The organism is Mesobacillus jeotgali, from assembly GCF_031759225.1.
In the GTDB taxonomy this organism is placed as follows: domain Bacteria; phylum Bacillota; class Bacilli; order Bacillales; family Cytobacillaceae; genus Mesobacillus; species Mesobacillus jeotgali_B.
Window position 1 is genome coordinate 3,711,762 of the sequence record NZ_CP134494.1, and the last position, 21,461, is coordinate 3,733,222.

The 21,461-nt window shown below is 44.7% G+C and carries 17 protein-coding genes; 3 read left to right on the forward strand and 14 right to left on the reverse strand.

Going from position 1 to position 21,461, the window contains the following annotated elements:
- Window positions 1-101 precede the first annotated feature (101 nt).
- From hmpA to RH061_RS18675, 7 genes are all read right to left on the reverse strand, one after another.
- Window positions 102-1,316 carry an NO-inducible flavohemoprotein gene (gene hmpA, locus RH061_RS18645; RefSeq protein WP_311072347.1) on the reverse strand — a complete coding sequence of 405 codons (1,215 nt, stop codon included), beginning with the start codon at window positions 1,314-1,316 and terminating at the stop codon, window positions 102-104.
- Window positions 1,317-1,709: 393 nt separating this feature from the next.
- Entirely contained in the window at window positions 1,710-2,822 is a 1,113-nt protein-coding gene (gene menC / locus RH061_RS18650) for an o-succinylbenzoate synthase (RefSeq protein WP_311076455.1), read from the reverse strand.
- Window positions 2,806-4,296 (reverse strand): o-succinylbenzoate--CoA ligase, encoded by a 1,491-nt coding sequence (locus RH061_RS18655; protein ID WP_311072348.1) that lies wholly within the window; start codon window positions 4,294-4,296, stop codon window positions 2,806-2,808. The genes menC and RH061_RS18655 overlap by 17 nt, the downstream gene beginning before the upstream one ends.
- 71 nt (window positions 4,297-4,367) lie before the next feature.
- Complete coding sequence (gene menB, locus RH061_RS18660) at window positions 4,368-5,186, reverse strand: 1,4-dihydroxy-2-naphthoyl-CoA synthase (protein WP_167834362.1); 819 nt, start codon at window positions 5,184-5,186, stop codon at window positions 4,368-4,370.
- A gap of 15 nt (window positions 5,187-5,201) precedes the next feature.
- The gene (menH, locus tag RH061_RS18665) at window positions 5,202-6,011 is read right to left on the reverse strand and encodes a 2-succinyl-6-hydroxy-2,4-cyclohexadiene-1-carboxylate synthase (protein ID WP_311072349.1); all 810 of its coding nucleotides are present in this window, start codon (window positions 6,009-6,011) and stop codon (window positions 5,202-5,204) included.
- Window positions 6,008-7,759, reverse strand: coding sequence for a 2-succinyl-5-enolpyruvyl-6-hydroxy-3-cyclohexene-1-carboxylic-acid synthase (gene menD / locus RH061_RS18670; RefSeq protein WP_311072350.1), 1,752 nt, complete (start codon window positions 7,757-7,759; stop codon window positions 6,008-6,010). The genes menH and menD overlap by 4 nt, the downstream gene beginning before the upstream one ends.
- On the reverse strand, window positions 7,756-9,162 hold the full coding sequence (locus tag RH061_RS18675; RefSeq protein ID WP_311072351.1) for an isochorismate synthase: 1,407 nt from the start codon (window positions 9,160-9,162) through the stop codon (window positions 7,756-7,758). Before RH061_RS18675 ends, menD begins: the two co-directional genes overlap by 4 nt.
- A gap of 329 nt (window positions 9,163-9,491) precedes the next feature.
- Here RH061_RS18675 and RH061_RS18680 point away from each other — a divergent pair, with 329 nt between their 5' ends.
- Both RH061_RS18680 and RH061_RS18685 read left to right on the forward strand, forming a co-directional pair.
- A complete protein-coding gene (locus RH061_RS18680) occupies window positions 9,492-10,424 on the forward strand; it encodes a 1,4-dihydroxy-2-naphthoate polyprenyltransferase (protein ID WP_311072352.1) in 933 nt (310 codons plus the stop codon).
- Window positions 10,425-10,530: 106 nt separating this feature from the next.
- A complete protein-coding gene (locus RH061_RS18685) occupies window positions 10,531-11,298 on the forward strand; it encodes a TraR/DksA C4-type zinc finger protein (RefSeq protein WP_311072353.1) in 768 nt (255 codons plus the stop codon).
- A 73-nt stretch (window positions 11,299-11,371) separates the two neighbouring features.
- On the opposite strand, the gene ltrA is transcribed toward RH061_RS18685, so the two are convergent.
- From ltrA to RH061_RS18705, 4 genes are all read right to left on the reverse strand, one after another.
- Complete coding sequence (gene ltrA, locus RH061_RS18690) at window positions 11,372-12,631, reverse strand: group II intron reverse transcriptase/maturase (RefSeq protein WP_311070432.1); 1,260 nt, start codon at window positions 12,629-12,631, stop codon at window positions 11,372-11,374.
- An 884-nt stretch (window positions 12,632-13,515) separates the two neighbouring features.
- Window positions 13,516-13,965 (reverse strand): hypothetical protein, encoded by a 450-nt coding sequence (locus RH061_RS18695; protein ID WP_311072354.1) that lies wholly within the window; start codon window positions 13,963-13,965, stop codon window positions 13,516-13,518.
- Between the two features lie 15 nt (window positions 13,966-13,980).
- Window positions 13,981-14,424 (reverse strand): DUF2243 domain-containing protein, encoded by a 444-nt coding sequence (locus RH061_RS18700; RefSeq protein ID WP_311072355.1) that lies wholly within the window; start codon window positions 14,422-14,424, stop codon window positions 13,981-13,983.
- Between the two features lie 115 nt (window positions 14,425-14,539).
- Window positions 14,540-15,448 (reverse strand): cupin domain-containing protein, encoded by a 909-nt coding sequence (locus RH061_RS18705; protein WP_311072356.1) that lies wholly within the window; start codon window positions 15,446-15,448, stop codon window positions 14,540-14,542.
- Between the two features lie 123 nt (window positions 15,449-15,571).
- On the opposite strand from RH061_RS18705, the gene RH061_RS18710 reads away from it, so the two are divergent.
- Window positions 15,572-16,441 (forward strand): EamA family transporter, encoded by an 870-nt coding sequence (locus tag RH061_RS18710; RefSeq protein ID WP_311072357.1) that lies wholly within the window; start codon window positions 15,572-15,574, stop codon window positions 16,439-16,441.
- A gap of 136 nt (window positions 16,442-16,577) precedes the next feature.
- Here the strand turns inward: RH061_RS18710 and RH061_RS18715 are convergent, their stop codons facing one another.
- From RH061_RS18715 to RH061_RS18725, 3 genes are read right to left on the reverse strand one after another with little or no spacing between them, the layout of a single operon-like run.
- Window positions 16,578-18,980 carry a glycogen/starch/alpha-glucan phosphorylase gene (locus RH061_RS18715; RefSeq protein WP_311072358.1) on the reverse strand — a complete coding sequence of 801 codons (2,403 nt, stop codon included), beginning with the start codon at window positions 18,978-18,980 and terminating at the stop codon, window positions 16,578-16,580.
- On the reverse strand, window positions 18,970-20,421 hold the full coding sequence (glgA, locus tag RH061_RS18720; protein WP_311072359.1) for a glycogen synthase GlgA: 1,452 nt from the start codon (window positions 20,419-20,421) through the stop codon (window positions 18,970-18,972). Before glgA ends, RH061_RS18715 begins: the two co-directional genes overlap by 11 nt.
- On the reverse strand, window positions 20,418-21,446 hold the full coding sequence (locus RH061_RS18725; RefSeq protein WP_311072360.1) for a GlgC family sugar phosphate nucleotidyltransferase: 1,029 nt from the start codon (window positions 21,444-21,446) through the stop codon (window positions 20,418-20,420). Before RH061_RS18725 ends, glgA begins: the two co-directional genes overlap by 4 nt.
- Window positions 21,447-21,461 lie beyond the last annotated feature (15 nt).

Genomic DNA, 21,461 nt, shown 5'->3' on the forward strand with positions numbered 1-21,461 from the left:
ATTTTGTGTAAGTTTTGTCAATCGATAACGCTTTCGAATGTGCTGAGTTTATAAATGGATGAAAAAAAGCACCCTTCAATGATGAAGAGTGCCGATTTTTATTACGCCTCCAGACTTGCCATTGGTCCGAAGAATTCGAAGTGAATTCTGTCTTCTGTGACGCCAAGGTCTTTCAGTGCTGCGTTGATTGCTTTCATGAATGAAACTGGTCCGCAGAAATAGAAATCTGCTTGTTCAACATTCACGTTTTCTTTTAGCCATTCTTTTGTTACGTAACCCTCAACGTCAAAGCTGTTGTTCTCGCGGTCTTCTTCAGTTGGCTGATCGTAGAATACTACTGATTTGACCTTTGCCTTTGCCGCAGTTGCTGCGACTTCGTCTTTAAGAGCATGGACTTTGCCGTTCTGGGCTGCATGGATGAAGGTCACTTCTTTTTCAGGCTGCAGTTCTGCTACTGTGTTCAGCATGCTGACCATTGGAGTCAGGCCAACGCCGCCGCTTAGCAGGACAACTGGCGTATTTTTTTCTGTATCAAGGAAGAAGTCTCCTGCTGGAGCGCTGATTTGAAGAACTTCACCTTCCTCCACAGTATTGTGAAGGTAATTGGATACCTTTCCATCCGGGGTTTCCATGCCAGCTTCCTTTTTAACGCTGATACGATAATAGTCTTTTCCAGGAGCATCTGACAGGCTGTACTGGCGGATATGCGTGAATTCTTCGCCTTCGATTTCAAGCTTGATGCTGATATACTGACCTGGCTTGAATGAAGCAATTGCCTTTCCATCCACAGGCTTCAGGTAAAAAGAAGTGATGACTTCACTTTCCTCCACCTTTTTCTCCACAATAAATGGACGGAATCCATCCCAGCCGCCTCTTTGGTTAGCAGCTGCATCATACATTTCCGCTTCCACAGAGATGAAAGCGTCCGCAATCACGCCATATGCCTCTGCCCAAGCATTAATGATTTCGTCTGTTGCCGCATCTCCAAGCACTTCTTTGATCGCAATCAGCAGGTGCTTTCCAACGATTGGGTAGTGCTCAGGAAGGATGCCAAGACTGCGGTGCTTATGGGCGATTTGGTTTACAACCGGAAGGATTGCTTCAAGATTATCGATATATTTAGCAGCTGCATAGACAGTTCCAGCTAACGCTCTTTGCTGTCTGCCCTGCTTTTGGTTCGCATGGTTAAAAATGTTCAAAAGCTCTGGATGATTTTCAAACATCGTTTTATAGAATACTGTTGTGATTTGTTCTCCGTGAACTTCAAGAACCGGAACTGTGGATTTGATGATTTCAATCGTTTTTTGGTCTAACATAATATACACTCCCCTATGTCTATTTCTTCTCGTTGAGGTTTGTTTACCTCATTCCCATAGTGATTATAATAAATTATTTCAGCAGACTAAGTGATTCAAATCACACTATTGTAAAATAGTGCTTTCGAATTACAATTTGGAAGGATATTTGCTTCCTTCTAAAGGAATTTTTTACTAAAAATGCACCTGATAAGGAAATCTGACTATTTAGGTTCACTAGAACCTTACGAAAAAAGGTCTGGGAATTCTTTTTATAGCGAGATTTTCATTTTTATAGCGGAAAATCAATTTATATAGCGACTTTTTCATTTTTATAGCGAATTGGAAATTACAGCTGTTTTTTTCCAGGTTTAAAAAAATAAAAGCACCGCTAAGCAGTGCTTCTCCGCCTTTCTAAAACTCAAAACGGTCTTCAAAAACAGTCACTTCCTTCAACCGCTCCCTGTTGAGTTCAAAGCCGATGCCCGGGCTCTCGGGCACCTTGATCATTCCGTTATGCACTTTGATCTCCGGCTCGATGATATCCTGCTCCCAATAGCGGTCTGAACCGGAGATATCACCTGGAATCGTAAAGCCTGGGAGCGATGCAAGAGCGATATTGTGCGCTCTGGAAATTCCAAACTCAATCATCCCGCCTGCCCAGACTGGAATCCCCTTAGAAACACAATAGTCATGGATCCGCTTCGCTTCGCCAATTCCGCCTACCCGGCCGATTTTAATATTGATAACCTTGCAGCTGCCTAACTCGACTGCTTTCCTTGCGTCATCAAAGGTAACGATGCTTTCATCCAGGCAAATTGGTGTCTCGATTTGAGCCTGCAGCTTGGCATGGTCAACAATGTCATCAAAACCAAGCGGCTGCTCGATCATCAGCAATCCGTACTCATCCAGTGCTTTTAAGCGGTTAACATCCTTCAAGGAGTATGCCGAATTTGCATCCGCCATCAACGGTAAATCAGGAAATTGTTTACGAATTCCTGATATATATTGATAATCATCTTCCGGACTGATTTTTACCTTAACACGCTTGAATCCCTGCTCAAGATAGCCTTCAATTTGTTTCAATGCCTCAGGTAAATTCGGATTGCCTACAACGACACCGGCAGGAATGGCTTCCATCGTTCCGCCAATCAGCTTGGATAATGGGATGCCCTCTTTTTTTGCCTGCAAATCCCAAAGTGCTGTTTCAAGCGCAGCTTTTGCCATATGGTTTCTGCGCACGGAACTGAACAAGGCGATTGCTCCGTCAGGGTGGCTGATGCCCTTCTTTTTCAAAAGAGGAACAAGAAAATCCTTGAGCATATGGTATGAGGTCTGGACGGTTTCCTCGGTATACCATGGAGATGAAAAAGCCACACCTTCCCCATAACCGATAAAACCGTTGGAGTCTTCAACCTCAACGATGATTCCTTCTCTCTCCGTAACTGAACCCAAATGGGTAGTGAAAGGGTGCTTCAATGGCATTTTAATAATTGATAAGTTAACAGCTTTAATGTCCAACGCCATCATCCTTTGCTTCCAGCCACTCGCGGAGCTTTCGCCTTAATAATTTCTTCGCGGCATTCCTTGGCAGGCTCTCTACAAAGTGGATTTCTTTCGGAAGCTTGTATTTTGCGAGTTTCCGTTCACACAGTGCAAGCAAGTCTTCATCAGAGACTCCCGTTTCGCTTTTTACAATAAAAGCTACTGGGACCTGGCCCCATTGCTCATCTGGTGCTCCGATCACACCTGCATCGGCAACACCGGGATGGGAAAGCAGGATGCCTTCGATTTCAGCAGGATAGATATTTTCCCCCCCTGAAATGATTAAATCAGAACGACGGTCAAGCACAAAAAGAAAACCATCGCCGTCAATATAGCCAATATCACCGGTATGGAGCCATCTTTCGCGGATTTTATCAGCAGTTTCATCGGGACGGTTCAGGTACCCGATCGTCACGTTCGGACCTTTTACTACAATTTCTCCTTCAGCACCTGAAGGTACATCCTGGCCATCACCATCGACAATCCTGATCTGGTTGGGGAACAGCGCTTTACCAGCAGAACCAAGTCGTTCAATGCTGTATTCAGGAGATAAAGTCGCAAACTGCGATGAAGTTTCGGTCATGCCATAGGTCTGGAATACAGGTATTTCTTTTTCAATACAAGACTCCAGCAGCGGTAATGGAGCAGGGCCGCCACCTAACAGCATGCAGCGCAAGGCTGGCGGCAATCTTTCTGCTCCCAGTTCATCAAGGATTCTTCTCAGCATCGTGCTGACAACCGACATGATGGTTATATCGTATCGCTGGATATCCTCGATAACCTTTTTTTCGTCAAAAGAAGAATGCAAAACAATTGGCATTCCATAGATCTGGCTTCTCATTAAAATCGAGTAGCCACTGATATGGAAGATTGGGACTGTGCAAAGCCACTTATCCTGTTCATGCAGACCGAGATTGAGTGCAGATGCATTCGCGCTCCACCAATGATTTCCATAGGTTTGCATGACACCTTTCGGGTTGCCGGTCGTGCCTGATGTATACATGATTGTCGTGACAACGTTCAAGTCGTATTCATCAAGGATTAAGGGATCGCTATCCTTTAATTGTTTGAGTTTAGCAGTACTCACGAATTTAACTCCAGAGCTAATCCCAGCAACTTTTTCATCAAATCCGGATTCATATACAAGCACTTCAGCCTCACAATCCTCCAATTGCCATGAGAGCTCCTCCGATGTTAGACGATTGTTCAAAATCACAGCCTTGATTCCGGCCATCTGCAAAGCGTATAAAATGAACACAGAATCGGCCTGATTAGAAAACAGGACCGCTGCGGTTGAACCTTTCTGCAAACCTAGTATCCCAAGCTTTCCTGTGTAAGCTTTCGCTTCTTCAAAAACATCTAAAAACGTATATGTATGGTCCTCATGAATCAGAGCTTCACGATGGGGTGAAAGTTCTGATCGTTTTTTCAGCCAGTTAGGCATGGTTTCAATCATGGATGTCACCTCTTCTCTGCATAGTAAAACAGCTTGATGGAGGTCCATCAAGCTGTGTGTAAACTATAAAATCAAGGGAAACGTGGGAACTGGCCGAAGTCAGGCTTGCGCTTTTCCTTGAATGCGTCGCGGCCTTCTTTCGCTTCTTCTGTTGTGTAGTAAAGCAATGTTGCGTCCCCAGCCATCTGCTGAAGTCCAGCAAGTCCATCAGTATCAGCGTTCATCGCAGCTTTCAAGAAGCGAAGCGCAGTTGGGCTCTTCTCAAGAATTTCTTCACACCACTTGAGTGTTTCCTCTTCAACCTGGTCAAGAGGTACAACTGTGTTGACAAGACCCATGTCCAAAGCTTCCTGGGCATTGTACTGACGGCACAGGAACCAGATTTCGCGAGCCTTTTTATGGCCTACGATTCTTGCCAGGTAGCCTGAACCGTAACCAGCATCGAAGCTTCCTACTTTAGGGCCGGTCTGGCCGAAGATCGCATTATCAGCTGCGATTGTCAGGTCACATACGACATGAAGCACATGGCCGCCGCCGATTGCATAACCTTTAACCTGGGCGATTACTGGTTTAGGAATTACACGGATCAAACGCTGAAGGTCAAGGACATTCAAGCGAGGGATCTCATCCTCACCAACGTAACCGCCATGTCCGCGGACTCTCTGGTCTCCACCGGAGCAGAATGCATCGTCTCCAGCACCAGTAAGCACGATTACGCCAACGCTTGAATCATCACGAGCATAAGCAAATGCATCGATCATTTCCATAACCGTTTTCGGACGGAAAGCATTACGCACTTCCGGGCGGTTGATGGTAATTCTGGCAATGCCATTATATGTTTCATACAAAATATCTTCATACTTGCGTTCTGAAACCCATTCAACTGTCATTTAGACAACCTCCTATTATGTATTCGACAAAAACTCACTTACTATTGTACCAAATTTTTCACGTTCTTCCACATGAATTGCATGCCCGCAGCCATTTATCGTCAAATGTGTCGGATTTCGGAGTCTGGAAGCCATGTCTGTGGCTATTATACAGAATTTCTCATCAAGCTCGCCAGTAATAAGAAGTGTCTCAAAATCAAAATCCTCCAGCTTGTCCCACCAGGACGGCTGGGCTCCTGTTCCCATTCCCCTCAGGCTATTGGCCAATCCGACAGGGTCATTCCTCAGCCTTTGACTTCTTATTTGTTCCCTTACTTCTTCTGGAAGATTCAACTGTGACCGAAAAAGCGGGATCGATTCCCAAAAATCAATGAATTTCTCCAGGCCTTCATTCTCGATTCTATCAGCCAGCTTATGGTCCTGTTGGATTCTCGCTTCACGGTCCCCAGGATTGTCCAACCCTGGAGTCGTGCTTTCAAGAACCAGTTTCCTTACTCTCTCAGGATACAGACTCGCAAACGTGATCGCCGTCCTGCCACCCATTGAGTATCCTAGGAAATCCGCTTTTTCAATGCCCTGCTGGTCTAACAGCTCCTTCAAATCCATAGCGGCCATCTTAATATCATATCGCGCCATATCGCCTGGCGATTCGGTCTCTCCGTGCCCAATCAGGTCGGCCATCAAGAGCGTTGAATGTTTTCCCCAGATAGGACAAAACGGCTTCCAAGTAGAAGCCGCCCCTGTAAAACCATGAAGCAACAAAAGAGGAAAACCATTGCCGCATTGCTCGACATTATATCGTACGCCATTGATCAAGGCCTTCATTTTGTGTCACCTTTTAGCATTGTAGTTATTTCCCGGGAAACAGAATTCCACAAATCTCGATGTTCCTTTAGGTTAGAATCCCTCTTAGTCCTGATTTCCATCACTTTTAAGCCGCCAATCTCTTGGTTTTTGGCAAAAGCATCTGAAAAATGCTCCCAATCTTGAATTAAATCATATTTCCCGTTGTACATTTCGACAACATGGCTGAAGTCAAGGTCCAATGGTGTCCCGAAAAGCTTTTCAAAATGCTTCGGTTCCTTTGCCTGTGGCAGGAATGAAAAGATTCCGCCTCCGTTATTATTGATCAGCAATATATTGATATCGATATTATATAATTTGGAAGCCAATAAACCGTTCAAATCATGATAGAAAGTCAGATCGCCCAATACAAGGTAGCATGGCTGCGATACACTCGCTACCCCAAGTGCAGTAGAGACGATACCGTCTATTCCATTTGCCCCCCTGTTTGCCATCACTTTGATATTCTTTTTATTTAATAGGAAGAATGAATCAAGGTCCCTGATTGGCATGCTGTTACCGACAAATAAGGTTGAGCCTTCCGGAAGCAATTCAGTAAGCTGCTGGAATAGCTTTCCTTCGCTTAAATCCTCAACTTGAGAAATAGCAGCCATCTGTTCTTTGGCTAGTTCATTTACGGTGAGCCACTTATTCAGATAGCCAGAATTGCTAACTGGTGCAGCAGCTTCGCCAACTTTTTTACAGAACAAAGCTTCATCGCAGTATAGCATTTCAGAAGCTGACATCGTAGGCTCACGCCAGCCGGCACCGCTGTCGACCACGAATTGTCTGGCAGTTCGGTTTTCTTTTATAAAGATAGTCAGTGCTTTCGATATTGGCATTGCTCCAAAACGGATGATGACATCCGGCTTCAATGCTTCCTTCGCATCTTCATTCCTTAAAAAAGCATCATAGGCATCAATGATGTGCTGGCCATCGTGTTCTCCGCTGCGCAATTGTGACAGAGGGTCAGCGATGATCGGAAACTGCAATCTGTCTGCGAGGGCAATGACTTCATCTGTAAATTCGCTATTGTCGAGTTGTCCGCAAACAATGATGCCCTTTGTATATGAAGCGATATCCTCCCTGATTGCTGCAAACGATCGATCAGATAAACTAAGGTGGCCTGTTTCGATTTCTACATAACCCCCAGCGCGCTCAGGCAGTTCAAACATATTTTCATCCATGACTGGAATCAATGGTTCCCTGAATGGAAAATTCAAATGGACCGGACCTTGCGGATAGCTTGCAGCAGTAGCGGCTGCTCTTCCGCAAACAGTCCGGGCATAGCGGATCATATCCTCTGTTTTTTCAGGCGGTGCCATTTCGACAAACCATTTTACATTCTTGCCGTATAGATGGATCTGGTCAATCGCCTGCGGTGCACCGACATCACGCAATTCATGCGGGCGATCTGCTGTCAGGACAATCAGTGGAATCCTCGAAATACTTGCCTCAATCACAGCTGGATAATAGTTCGCCGCGGCAGTACCTGATGTACAAAGCAAAGCAACAGGCTTTTTAGTCGCCTTCGCAATTCCAAGCGCAAAAAATGATGCAGATCGCTCATCAACCTGGATATGGATTCGCAAGTCTGGGTGCTCAGCCATAACCAGTGCCATTGGCGTTGACCTTGAGCCAGGGCTGATGACTACATCCTTTACACCTGTTTTCGATAATTCCGCAACGAATGCTGCGATATATGCTGTTAAACCTTCCTGGTGGCTCATTTGATCTTTCCTCCAAGTGCTGTAAGCATCGGCCTGAACTTGATGCTAGTCTCTTTATATTCGCTTTCGGCATTCGAATCTGCCACAATGCCGCAGCCGGCAAATAGCGAAGCTTCATTTCCCTGAATCAGTCCGGAGCGAATCGCTACCGCAAACTCACCATTTCCCTGATAATCCATCCAGCCAACTGGTGCAGCATAAAGGCCTCTGTCCAGCAGTTCAATTTCCCTGATTTTCTCAATCGCCGCCTGCTTCGGGAGCCCGCCCAATGCAGGAGTCGGGTGAAGTCTGTCCACTAAATGAAGAAGTGATGTACCTTCCCGATTTTTACCGATTACAGGTGTATACAAATGTTGAATGTATTTCATTTTCATCAATACAGGCTGTTCAGGAAGAATCACCTGATCACAGGTTTCTTCCATCGCTCCCCTGATCATATCTACCACATATTGATGTTCAATCAGGTTTTTCTGATCTGTTAAAAGTTCCTTGCCGAGCATTTCATCTTCTTCAGGTGTGCTGCCCCTGGCGATTGATCCTGCCAGGCAGGCGGAAAACAGGCTTGCTCCATCCTTCTTGACCAGCCTTTCAGGAGAAGCTCCAATAAAACAGTCACCATTTGACTCGAAGGCAAATGTAAAGCTTTCCTGCTGGTTCTCCAAGAGATTCGCCAGAACACTTTCTGCCTGTACTTCATCTGTAAATTGAAGACGAAGCTCTCTCGCAAGAACGACTTTCTTCAGGTCGCTATTTTCAAAACCATTAACAACATCAGTTACTGTCTGCTTCCATGCCTCAGGATCTATTTCAATAATATCCTTAAGGTCAAGCGCGGCAAGTGACGGTTTTTGTTCAGCCTTAGAGAGGATCTCTTCCCTCTCCCTTGTGACTATATCGAATAATGACATATCATCATGCTGGGTGCAGACTACATTAGTTGTGAAGTAAGCTTCGCCTTTGATGATCGTCAGCATGTATTTCGGTATGTGGAAAAGAGCTTCCGAAAATTTCGACCATAGTCCTGTCTTCTTCTTCAAAGGGTCAAAAGTAAATCCGCCAAGCATCGATGGCCCGGTTCCATTTACGTTATATTTATTAAAAACCAGAGCAGTGTCCTTGAAGCGCTTCCACTCTTTTTCAACATGAAAAAAGCGGTCAGCTCCCTGATCCGACTGTATTTGTCCGCATATACCCAATCCGGTAAGGAAGTGCTCCCCTTCAGGGTCCTTCCAGAAAAAGCGTTCTCCAAAAAACTTTTCCCTGCCTGAAGCAAAAAAATAAAAAGGATCTATTCGTTCTATTTTATGGACCTCACTGACCAAAACTGACTGAGATTGTCCTTTGGCCCGCTCAATCGCATCAAGAATTCCCTGTCTAAGTTCCGTTTCCTGAATGGCAACCAAAATTATCCCCCCAATAACAGCCTCTCATCTGTTATTACACGTTTTAAAGCTTATTTTAAGATACACCTCAAACACCACGATGTCAACGATGGCGGGCTTTCCTAACCTGTTATCATCCTTATTATATATTACACGGATCAGATGAAGGAATCTGGAAAATCCAACCTCATTATACGTGAAAATACTAATTGACAGTGTTTATGTGAATATCTACACTTATAATTGTAAGGTAATTTAGCCTATATATGAAAGGTCTTTTTGACAATTTTGGCTCTTTTAGATAAAATATAAAGGTTTGATAGATTGATATAAAAGGGAGAGAATTGGTTATGCAACCACAGCTACAGCCTAGTTCTTCACCAGCAGTCAATGGCACAGACTGGAGAGTCTGGTGGCAGCTTACACGGCCGCACACTTTGACTGCCGCATTTGCTCCTGTCCTTCTGGGGACTGCTTTAGCGATTGAATACAGCGGTGGAATCCATTGGGGAATGTTCCTCGCGATGTTAATAGCAAGTCTGTTGATTCAGGCTGCAACGAATATGTTCAATGAGTATTATGATTTCAAACGCGGACTTGATAATGAAAATTCTGTTGGAATCGGCGGAGCAATCGTCCGTCATGGCATAAAGCCTAAAACGGTCTTGAATCTTGCCTTTGGCCTATATGGAATTTCAGTCCTGCTTGGCGTATATATTTGCATGAGCACCAGCTGGTGGGTCGCTGCTGTAGGCGTCATTTCCCTCGCTGCTGGCTATCTTTATACAGGCGGTCCATTGCCGATTGCCTATACTCCTTTTGGAGAGCTTGTCGCAGGATTTTTCATGGGTGTACTGATCATCCTTATTTCCTTCTACATCCAGACTGGCACTGTTACTCCAACCAGCGTACTCGTTTCATTTCCTAGCTTTCTGCTAGTCGGAGCGATCCTGCTTGCGAATAATATTCGCGACCTTGATGGAGACAAGGAATTTGGCCGGAAGACTCTGGCGATTTTGCTTGGCCGAACAGGCGCGATCAGGCTGCTTGCAGGAATGTTCATTGTATCCTACGCCTGGGTAATCGGCCTGATTATTGCTGGTGTCGTTTCACCTTGGCTGGCGATTGTCGCCCTCAGCATTCCTAAAGCTGTAAGAGCAACGAAAGGCTTCATCGGAAAATCAAATCCACTACAAATGATGCCGGCTATGGCTAACACAGCAAAGACCAATACGATTTTTGGCTTACTTTTATCAGTGGGCATTTTCATCAGTTTGATATAGTCATACTCGAGAAGCTTCTGCCTTAGGCGGAAGCTTTTTCTATGTTTCTTACCAACACGAGCGGGTATTTAGTACGTATGACACGAATCAAAACTAAGGATGTGTAATGATGCTGACAAATGAACAGCTTACCCAATTAAAGCAAATCCTAATAGATGAAAAAGAAACACTAAATTCGCAAATAGAAAACAATGAAGAGAATGGTTATCTGGACGGCAGCCAAAGGGAGGCAACCGGAGAGCTTTCTTCATACGATAATCATCCGGCTGATAGCGGCACAGAACTATTTGAACGCAGCAAAAATCTTGCGTTGGACGAGCATCACGATGACCAGATTGAAAAAGTGGATCATGCCCTGAAGGCAATTGAGGATGGTACCTACGGTAAATGCGCAGAGTGCGGCAAAGAGATTCCTTTTGAGCGACTCGAAATAGTTCCATATACTTTGTATTGTGTCGAGCACTCACAAGAACAGAATGTATCAAACGACCGTCCCGCGGAAGAGGATGTTCTGGAATATACTCACGACACCAACTTTGACCGCAGACAAAACGAGGAAATGGCCGACAACAGGAACAGCTTTGATGACGTCGCCGATTTCGGTACATCGGAAACTCCATCTGATCTTACCGGTGATCATGAAGATTATAATAAGCTCTATATTGATGAAGAAAAAGAACGCGGCTTCACTGAAGACTACGAGTCCTTCAGCGCCACAGATATCGAAGGCGACGAGAGGCAAGTATTCCAAAGTGATGCAGAAGAGGAATACGAGGAAATGCTGGATGAAGCCGGCACAGAATCCGAACTCGGTGATATCCCTTATAAAGAGGGAGATAGCTATATTGATGATGGCAAAAAGAAAAGTGAATAATCGAGTAGGAGGGGGTGACTAACCCCCGACCTCTCACACCACCGTACGTACCGTTCGGTATACGGCGGTTCAATTAAGTGTGACGTAGAAATTCATATCTTTGATATAGACTTTTGAGCCCTCGATGACTCCAATAAGAGTTATCGAGGGTTTTGTGTAAGATTGGACTTGAGGCAATTCTCCAAAATTTCTTTCTGGAATTTCCCCATTCGTATGCCTTTTGGTCTGGAACGCCAAGACTTTTGAGTTTTCTTACTCTTGTCTTCGGGTTCTTCCATTGTTTCCATTCAATCATACGGAGTCTTCTTCTAATCCACTCATCAAATTCTTTGAATTTACTTGGTGTATCAGCTAATGCAAAATATCCACACCATCCCGTTAGAAATTGATTCAATTTCTCAATTCTAACTTCCATGGGGATTGGTTTAGAACGGGATGTTAACTTTCGTATTTTAGCTTTTAGCCTTTTAACACTTTCGTTGGCTATTCGAACCTTCGGTTTCTTATTAACCGTAAAGCTAAAGCCAAGGAATTTTCGTTTCCACGGGCGGTCAACCGCTGATTTCCCTCTGTTTACTTTGAGCTTTAATTTCTGCTCAATGAAGCATGTAATGGAGTTCATTACTCGTTCTCCAGCTTTCTTCGATTTCATGTAAATATTACAATCATCGGCGTATCGGACAAACTTGTGACCTCTCCTTTCTAGTTCTTTATCAAGCTTATCCAAAAGTATATTCGAAAGAAGAGGGCTCAGGGGACCTCCTTGTGGTGTTCCTTCTTCTGCATCGTAGACTACACCATTTATCATGATTCCTGCTTGGAGATATTTTCGAATTAGCTTCAAGACCAATCGGTCTTGGATTCTGCTTGCCAATATCCCCATCAGCTTGTCATGATTCACTTTGTCAAAGAACTTCTCCAAGTCCATGTCAATCACCCATCTGTAACCTTCACTTATATATCCCCTTGCTTTACGTACAGCGTCATGGCCTCTTCGGCTTGGCCTAAACCCATAACTATGTTCCGAGAAGGTTGGGTCAAAAAGCGGAGTTAAAACTTGGGCGATTGCCTGTTGGATGAAACGATCTATCACGGTAGGTATTCCAAGTAACCTTACTCCACCGTTCGGTTTCGGGATTTCGACTCGACGTACTGGGTTAGGTTGATAGGTACCTTTCCTTAAAGAATCACAAAGGGTGTCCCAGTTCTCATAGAGATGTCTTCGTAGGGATTTTACGGACATTCCATCTATGCCGTGACTCCCTTTGTTCTTCTCCACACGTTTAAGTGCTTCTATTAAGTTTTCCCGTGATAGAATCAGATTCATTAACATGTGATATTTCCTTTCGACGTGAACGTAGAAATCTAATTATGTTATTCCTGCTCCACCCTCATGAAGTCCCCTGTGGATTCACCACTTCCTCCTTCAAGTAAGTCCTTTCGGATTGTCTGCTTCTACACAGGAATTGTATGCCTAGTTCTCGTTCTTCCTAATTGTTCAGTCCTTCCCTTACCGTCTCGAGCCGGTAAAGTACTATGACCTCTGCTGACTTCTGATTGTTCAGCTATCTATTGCTAGATAGGTTACCAAGTGTACTTGGCTTTCCAATCAGACCTCCCCGGGTAAGAGTACAGTCTTTCCCTCCATCTATCTGCTTCATTTACTCTGTACCACCTTCGGCAGTAAGGACTTTGTTTTGTTCTGCAAACTCATCCAATGGTACCTAGCCTTATATGAAGTTCGTGTTCCTCAGACCGGAGGTTTGCCGCTCGCTTCCTTCAGATTCCGCGTCACCGCGGACACCCTTGCGTTAAGCTAACCACTACTACTGCCTTCATGGCTCGGGACTTACACCCTATAGACTGCACCCATGCCGGGCGCACAGAAAACAGCCTCAGTCCCTTTTGGACTGAGGCTTCGTTGCATTAGAATAATTAAGCAATCTTTGGTGATTTGAAACTACAAATTAGTTCGCCATTATTGCCAATAAGAGAAAAACAGAGCACCAATAAGCTCGATTGGTGACCTAAATTTCAATTTCTTGAAAAACAGGGCACCAATAAGCTGGATTGGTTACCTAAATTGCAATTTTTTAGAAAAACAGGGCACCAATAAGCCAGATTGGTGACCTTAATTTCAAATTTCTTAAAAAACAGGACACCAATCAAGTCGAACAGAGACATGAGGGTGCACGTTGTAAAGTTATTCCTCTCCAATCACTTCCCGTTATTCACTACAACCCTGCTACTGATTGGTTTCCCTTTATAAGCCAATACTCCATGATTGTTAGAGTTGAGAGTCACCATGATCTCATTCTCGCCTTTTTCCAAAGTGTCTAAATTATAAAAAGGTCCATACAAGCGATTGATTTTTTCCCCGTTCACGTAGATGTGGGCGTGCCCCTCATTGTAACTCGGGGCAACACTCCCTACCTTTTTAGGCTCGAAGGTGAAATCAGTGGTATCAACAGTTAAAAGCCATGTCCCTGATAAGTCTTCCGTCACACTGATCTCAAGAGCAGGGATGTCATACCCATCCGGTATTTCCACTAAATCATGCTGCATATGATTGGCTGAAGACGGGTTGTGTTCATTATTACTTGTAAAATAGAAAAAGAATCCTAGGAATGGGATGAAAAAGACTAAAAAGCTCCTCACTCTTTTCAATTTCTTCACCTCTTCCTACGCATTCGGCTCCAGCCGCTTAATCATGAAACCAATTACGACCAATAATGCCCCGATTACCAAAAATGCCAGGTCATACATTAAAGGATTTTCTGCCAGTGGCTTGACGCGGTGCACTTGCAGGATATGATGGTCTACAATCCCTTCAACGAGATTGAATGTTCCGCCGCCGATGAAGATTCCCCCTAGGAATATTCTCCAACCGGAGCCAAGCTGATTTTTTCGCGCATCCTGAAAGATTTTGACGCCGCCCCATAGTAGCTTTGCCGAAAATAATGCAGTGAATAAGCCGTCTGTAAAAATCTCCAGCTGAATATTATCGCTAAGAACCATATGGTGCCACTGGAGAAGCTGATGGAACACAATGCCATCTATCGCGCCCAATAATCCTAAGCCCAGGATCAATCCGGCAATAAATAAATTTTTGTTTTCTTTTTTCAAAAGAACACCCTCTTAGAGAATTTCATACTATCTCGATTAGTGCCCAAAAATTGTCCATATTATACGGCAAAACAAAAAAAGATTGGAGAATTATCTCCAATCTCATTACCACTATTTACTCCGCTTCCATTGCATCTGCTTTTGTTTCGTGGACGGTTCCGAATGGATGCTCAGGCGGTGCATAAATGACATATACTTTTAGCTTTGTATCTCCGATATTCTTGACATTATGCCATTTCCCCTCAGGAATCATAATGGCAAAGTCATCAGATACTCTGGATTCAAAATCGAGATTTTCTTTGCTGTCGCCCATTTGTACAAGTGCTTCTCCTTCTTCTACCCGGATGAATTGATCCCCGGTTTCATGGACCTCCAGACCAATGTCATCGCCAACATCGATACTCATGACCGTCACCTGAAGGTTCTTCCCTGTCCAAATCGCTGTACGGAATGTTTCATTGTGCAGGGTCGCTTCTTCAATATCGATCGTAAATGGCTGTTTCCCATAATCCTCTAATCGAACGGGCCCTTCTTGCCTTAAACAGCCAAATCTTGTTGCATGCTCGATTTCATCTGCAAAGGCCCGAAAAAAGACATTCCCTACCGGAAGATACTGAGTCAGCAAGTAACTGTTTCGATATTCATGATAATCTTCTATTTCTGCTTCATATGCTTTTTGCAAGCCTTCCTGATAAGAGCGGAAATCTACTTGTTCAATCTGGTACTGCGGCGATTGCCCAGTAATTGTAATAAATAGGTCGGTAAATTGTTTTAAGTGGACTTGCTTATCCTCCAAAGCCTTCTGTATCGCTTTCTTATGCCTCTGATTTGGTGCATATTGAGCCAGGCGGCTGTAAAAATCAACTGCAGAAGCTTCCCCTTTTATTCCAGCAAGCAGCGCTTCAAGTACTTGCTGATGGCTATTCTGACTGGTTCTTGCCATCAAGTTTGGGCTATATGCTCTTGAATGGTCATATGGATAGGAATAGGATGGTCCATTATACAAAATGCTCAATCCCTTCACAGGTTTTATCAACCTATCCTATGCCCAGTACCCAGGAAACGTACATTGTTCGATTATCGGACAAGAATATTCCTGCTGCAGAATCCCAAACTAAGAGTAACTTATTAGAAATGGAGATATACGATGAGTATCATTTTAGCTTTACTGGCCGCTCTATTCGCTTCCTTTACTGCCATTCTTGCCAAAATCGGAATCGAGGATGTCGATTCGAACCTGGCAACGGCTGTCAGGACAATTGTGGTCGTCATCATGGCCTATATAATGGTCCTGATTACCGGGCAGACGGAAAACATAATGGCTGTATCAACGAGATCATTCATCTTTCTCGTACTCTCTGGTTTGACGACCGGTCTTTCCTGGCTTGCCTTTTTTAAAGCGATCCAGATCGGGGATGTTTCCAAAGTAGTCCCAATTGACAAGGCAAGTGTCGTGTTGACCATACTGTTATCATTCGTTGTTCTTAGGGAGCCGGCAACAATGCCAGTAGTTGCCGGGGGCATCATTATATCTATAGGTACCTTCGTTTTAATCGGAAAAGAAAAGAAGAAAAAGCGGAGGAAAAAGGTGTTCAACACCAAATCATATATCTTTCTCGCAATCATGTCGGCAGTCTTCGCTGCCCTTACCAATATCCTGGCGAAAATCGGAATTGAGGATGTAGACTCCAATGTGGCCACCTTTATCCGAACAGTCGTAATCATTATTTTTGCCTGGGGAATCGTGTTTTTTCAAGGAACTGTAAAGGAACTCAAGAAAATCTCAAAGAAATCCTATATCTTCCTCATCTTATCCGGTGCCGCAACTGGATTCTCATGGTTATGTTATTTTGCAGCCCTGGCAATCGGAAAGGTAAGCATCGTCAATCCAATTGATAAATTCAGCGTCGTCTTGACGATGATCCTGAGCTTCATCATTTTAAAAGAAAAGCCTACCAAATCCACCATTGCAGGTGCAGTATTGATCACGATTGGAACCGCTTTGTTGATTTTATAGAGAAGAGTCGGCAATATGCGGGCAAATAATTTTTTAATATACCTTTCCAAGACCTCATTTAGACTTATCGAATTCCATGCAATCTTCCTATACAATAGGAAAAGGCCAAATCGTCCCAGATTTGGCCTTTTGCATCTTAAACTTTCAAAGCTGATTGCACCTTCCAGATTTGGTCTGCATATTCCATAATGGTCCTGTCACTGGAGAAAAAACCTGACTTCGCGATATTGACAAGGCTTTTTTGCAGCCATGTGTTCCGGTCTAAATAACTCCTGCTGACCTCCTGATGGGCCTCTGCATATGACGCAAAATCCCGCAAAACAAAATACTGGTCATTATGGCCGAGCAGTGTGTCAAACACTTCGTTAAAATGATTTTCTGTATCAGGGAAGAATCCATTGACCAGCTGGTCGACCACTTCCCGGATCCGCTCGTCATGGTGATAGTATTCGAGCGAATGGTAGCCGCCATTATTCTGGTAATCTAGCACTTCTTCTGCGGTCAACCCGAACAGGAAGATATTTTCCCTGCCGACCAAATCGGTGATTTCGACATTGGCTCCATCAAGCGTCCCAAGTGTCAAAGCTCCGTTCATCATGAATTTCATATTCCCGGTGCCTGAGGCTTCTTTGCTCGCGGTTGAGATCTGCTCGCTGATATCAGCGGCTGGAAAAATCTCTTCGGCAAGTGACACTCGGTAGTTTTCAAGGAATACTACCTTCAGCTTTCCGTTTATCGACGGGTCATTGTTCACCTTGTCTGCCACGCAGTTAATCAGCTTGATGACCTTCTTGGCAAAATAATAGCCTGGCGAAGCCTTTGCCCCGAATATAAATGTGCGCGGGTACAGCAATGCTTCAGGATCCTTTTTCAAAGCATTATAGAGATGCATGATATGCAGCACATTCAGCAGCTGCCGCTTATAGGCATGCAGTCTTTTTACTTGGACATCGAAAATCGATTCCGTATCAACCTGAATCCCTGTCTTATCCAAAATCCGCTTTGCCAGCCGCTCCTTGTTGCCCTGCTTGATTCCATGCAGCTTTTCAAGGAATGCGGAGTCGTCCTTGAACCTCATCAAATTCTCCAATTGCTGTGGCGACGAAACCCAATCAGTTCCAATAGCATCCGTAATCAACCCTGACAAACCAGGGTTTGCTTTCAGCAGCCAGCGGCGATGGGTAATCCCATTTGTTTTATTGTTAAAACGATCAGGATAAAATTGATAAAACAGATTCATCTCCCGGTTTTTCAGAATCTCAGTATGAAGCTGGGCAACCCCATTGACACTGTGGCTGCCGACAATGGCTAGCGGCGCCATCCGCACCTCTTCATGGGCGATGATCGCCATGCTTTCAACCCTGCCCCAATCTCCAGGATATTGCTCCCAGACCTGCTTGCAGAAGCGCTCATTGATTTCCTCGACGATCATGAATATACGTGGAAGCAGCGGTTTGAATATCCGGATCGGCCATCTCTCCAGTGCCTCAGCCAGCGTCGTATGGTTCGTATAGGAAAGTGTCTGGACGGTGATATCCCATGCATCGTCCCAGCCAAGACCTTCCTCATCCATCAGGATCCTCATCAGCTCAGGAACAGCAATTGCCGGATGGGTGTCATTGATATGGATGCTCACATAGTCATGGAACTCTAGCAAGCTCTTATTCTTCTTTTTAAAAGATTTCACAATTGCTTTTAAGCTTGAAGATACAAGGAAATATTGCTGCTTCAGCCGGAGGATTTTTCCTTCATCATGCGTGTCATCCGGATATAAAAATTCGGAAACCGACTCGGTATCCTTCTTGTATTTAAAAATATCCGCGTTTGCCGGGAACCTTGATGGCTCGGCATTCCACAGTCTTAACGTGTTGACCGTCTGGGTCTCATAGCCGATGACAGGCAGATCGTAAGGTACAGCCATGATCGTCTCGGCATTCAGATGCCTGAAGACAAGCCGGCCATTTTCCATCCTGCTTTCGATTTCACCCCAGAATGGGACCTCGACCGCATCATCAGCCTTGCGAACTTCCCAAACATGTCCATGCCTCAGCCATTGCTCAGGAAGCTCCACTTGGTAGCCATCAACTATTTTCTGTTCAAATAGCCCGTGTTTATAGCGGATCCCGCAGCCATGCCCCGGCAGGTCAAGAGAAGCGAGGGAGTCTAAGAAGCAGGCAGCCAGGCGGCCAAGACCGCCATTGCCCAGCCCTGCATCCGCCTCGATTTCCTCAAGCTGATCAAGCTCGATTCCGAGCTCCCTGAGCCCTTCACAGACCACTTTTTCCACCCCTAAGTTAATGAGGTTATGCCTTAATAACCTGCCCAGCAGGAACTCGATCGACAAGTAATAGACCTGCTTCTTCGCGCCTGCACGGTATAATTCGTTTGTTTTAATCCAATCAGAACTCACATGCTCCCTGATCATATGCCCGAGAGTCTGGAACTGCTCCCGGCTTGTGCTTTCTTCAAAGCTGGTTCCAAACATCATCTCGAGTTTTTTCAAGAAAGCATTTTTGAACTTGGGAACACTAGAAAACATGCGATTCACTCCTTGAGATGAGATCGGTATACAACTCATTGTATTGTTTGGCAGACTGTGCCCAGCTATAGTCTGTCTCCATAGCATTTTTCGCCAGCTTAAGCCAATTTTCGCGCTTATGGTAAAAAGACAACGCCCGTTGGATTGTGAAGAGCATGTCATGGGCATTGAAATTGGCAAAGGAGAAACCATTTCCCTCACCGTTAAATTCATTATAAGGCTGTACAGTATCGTTCAGGCCGCCTGTCTCTCTCACAACAGGAATGGAGCCATAACGCATCGCAATCATCTGGCTCAGACCGCATGGCTCGAACTTGGAAGGCATCAGGAATAAATCAGAGCCGGCGTAGACTTGATGCGCTAAATTCTCATCAAATCCGATATAGACGCCACATTGCTCCGGGTATTGTGCAGACATGTCCCTGAAAAATTGTTCAAACTCAGGGTCTCCCGTTCCAAGCACGACAAGCTGCAATCCAGTCGCCATGATTTCATGGAAGACTCCCCTGACCAAATCGAGCCCCTTCTGCTTCGTCAGCCTCGTGATCATTGCAACTACAGGGATATCCTCGTTTTCCGGCAAACCGAATTCACGCTGAACTTGAAGCTTGTTTTCGACTCTTCTTTCCAGCGTGCTCACTCCAAAATTGGCTGCCAATCCAGCATATTTCTCCGGATCATATAAATCATGATCAATTCCGTTCAGGATTCCCGATAAATCCTCATGCCTTTTACGCAGAATGCCATCCAGCTTTTCACCATAAAAGTCGGTCTGGATTTCATCCTTGTAAGTAGGACTGACAGTAGTGATATGGTCAGCAGCAATTAGAGCTGCTTTCATGAAGTTGGTGTTCCCGAAGAACTCCAGCTGCTCTTCATTGAAATATTGGCTGTCAACCTGTAGAAGGTCTCCTAATACTACCGGAGGGAAAACCCCCTGGAACTGGAGATTATGGATGGTGAACACAGACCGGATCAATCCGTAACCTGGACGCTTATAGTACTCTGTCCTAAGTAAAAATGGAATCATCCCTGTATGCCAGTCGTGGCAGTGGATCACATCAGGGTAGAATTCAATTTCTGCGATAAACTCAAGGACGGCCCTGTTAAAAAATGCGAACCGTTCTCCATCATCATAATGTCCGTAAAGGCTGTCTCGCTTGAAATAATACTCATTATCAACAAAATAGAACGTAACACCGTCATACTCAAGAGTCTCAATGCCGCAATATTGTGAGCGCCAGCCTAGCTGCACATTATACTCTTTCACTTTCTTCATCTCAGAACGGAATTCCTCAGGAATCAACCCATATTTCGGTAAAATCACCCGGACATCCGTCCCCAGCTTTTTGAGTTCCTTCGGGAGCGAACCCGCTACATCAGCCAGTCCTCCTGACTTGATGAACGGGACACATTCCGATACCGCAAATAAAACCTTCACGATCCGCTCCCTACTCCCTGGACGGATCCCTTGCGGATAACAGCCGGTGAGTCTGCTGGCGCTGTAATCATTGTTCCTGCTTCGATTCTCGCATCCTTATCAACAATCACGGAATCCAACACGCAATTTTCCTTGATTTGTGTCTTTTGCATGATGATGCAATTACGTATGACGGTACCTTTGCCGATTTTTACCCCGCGGGCAATGATGCTGTTTTCCACCGTGCCTTCAATCATTCCCCCGTTTGCTACCATTGAATTTCTTACGGACGCGTCGATATCATAACGGGTAGGCGGTTCATCCTTCACCTTTGTCAGGATCGGCCTTTCCTTAGGGAATAACTCTTTCCAGACTTCGGGTTTCAGCAAATCCATGCTGGTCTTGAAATATTTTTCAATACTATCAACCATAGAAGCATAGCCTTCAAAATTGTAATAGCAGAGATGGAACTGGCTTTCATGATCGGTCGCGACATCCCTCATATTCGAGTATCCAGTTTCATTGCGTGTCGTGACCAAATCCATCAATAATGTCTTTTTTACAAGGTATATGCCTAATGATTTCCCTTCCTTCTGGACCTCTGTGATATCGCAGCCTGACTTTATATGCCAATCTAGCAGCGGCTGGAAATCCATATTGAATACCGTATATGAATTAGCAATCAATGCATACTCCTGTGTAGCCCGTTCAAAAAAATCAATGTTATCTGCAAAGTGGTCGAGCGTCCCGATTCCTGTATAATGTTTATCCAGATTAGGTGCAGGGAAGAAAAATAGTCCATCCCTTTTTCGATTAAGATCCCAGTTCCTCCCTGATCCCAAATGGTCCATCAGCGACCTGTATTGGAACTTAGGAAAGATAGCTACACTCTGGATACCGGAGTTGACCATATTGGAAAGGATAAAGTCAATCAGCCGATAGCGCCCGCCGAAAGGGATTGCTGCTACAGATCGATGAATGGACAGTTCATGGAGATCATCGTGAACAGTTGTCGCATCTATTACTCCTAATAATTGTTTGTTCATTTGTTTTTCCTCCCA

Bases quoted from the DNA above. Each gene is read 5' to 3' on its own strand.
- hmpA (WP_311072347.1), bottom strand. From the start codon at position 1,316: ATGTTAGACCAAAAAACGATTGAAATCATCAAATCCACAGTTCCGGTT.
- menC (WP_311076455.1), bottom strand. From the start codon at position 2,822: ATGGCGTTGGACATTAAAGCTGTTAACTTATCAATTATTAAAATGCCA.
- RH061_RS18655 (WP_311072348.1), bottom strand. From the start codon at position 4,296: ATGATTGAAACCATGCCTAACTGGCTGAAAAAACGATCAGAACTTTCA.
- menB (WP_167834362.1), bottom strand. From the start codon at position 5,186: ATGACAGTTGAATGGGTTTCAGAACGCAAGTATGAAGATATTTTGTAT.
- menH (WP_311072349.1), bottom strand. From the start codon at position 6,011: ATGAAGGCCTTGATCAATGGCGTACGATATAATGTCGAGCAATGCGGC.
- menD (WP_311072350.1), bottom strand. From the start codon at position 7,759: ATGAGCCACCAGGAAGGTTTAACAGCATATATCGCAGCATTCGTTGCG.
- RH061_RS18680 (WP_311072352.1), top strand. From the start codon at position 9,492: ATGCAACCACAGCTACAGCCTAGTTCTTCACCAGCAGTCAATGGCACA.
- RH061_RS18685 (WP_311072353.1), top strand. From the start codon at position 10,531: ATGATGCTGACAAATGAACAGCTTACCCAATTAAAGCAAATCCTAATA.
- ltrA (WP_311070432.1), bottom strand. From the start codon at position 12,631: ATGTTAATGAATCTGATTCTATCACGGGAAAACTTAATAGAAGCACTT.
- RH061_RS18710 (WP_311072357.1), top strand. From the start codon at position 15,572: ATGAGTATCATTTTAGCTTTACTGGCCGCTCTATTCGCTTCCTTTACT.
- RH061_RS18715 (WP_311072358.1), bottom strand. From the start codon at position 18,980: ATGTTTTCTAGTGTTCCCAAGTTCAAAAATGCTTTCTTGAAAAAACTC.
- RH061_RS18725 (WP_311072360.1), bottom strand. From the start codon at position 21,446: ATGAACAAACAATTATTAGGAGTAATAGATGCGACAACTGTTCACGAT.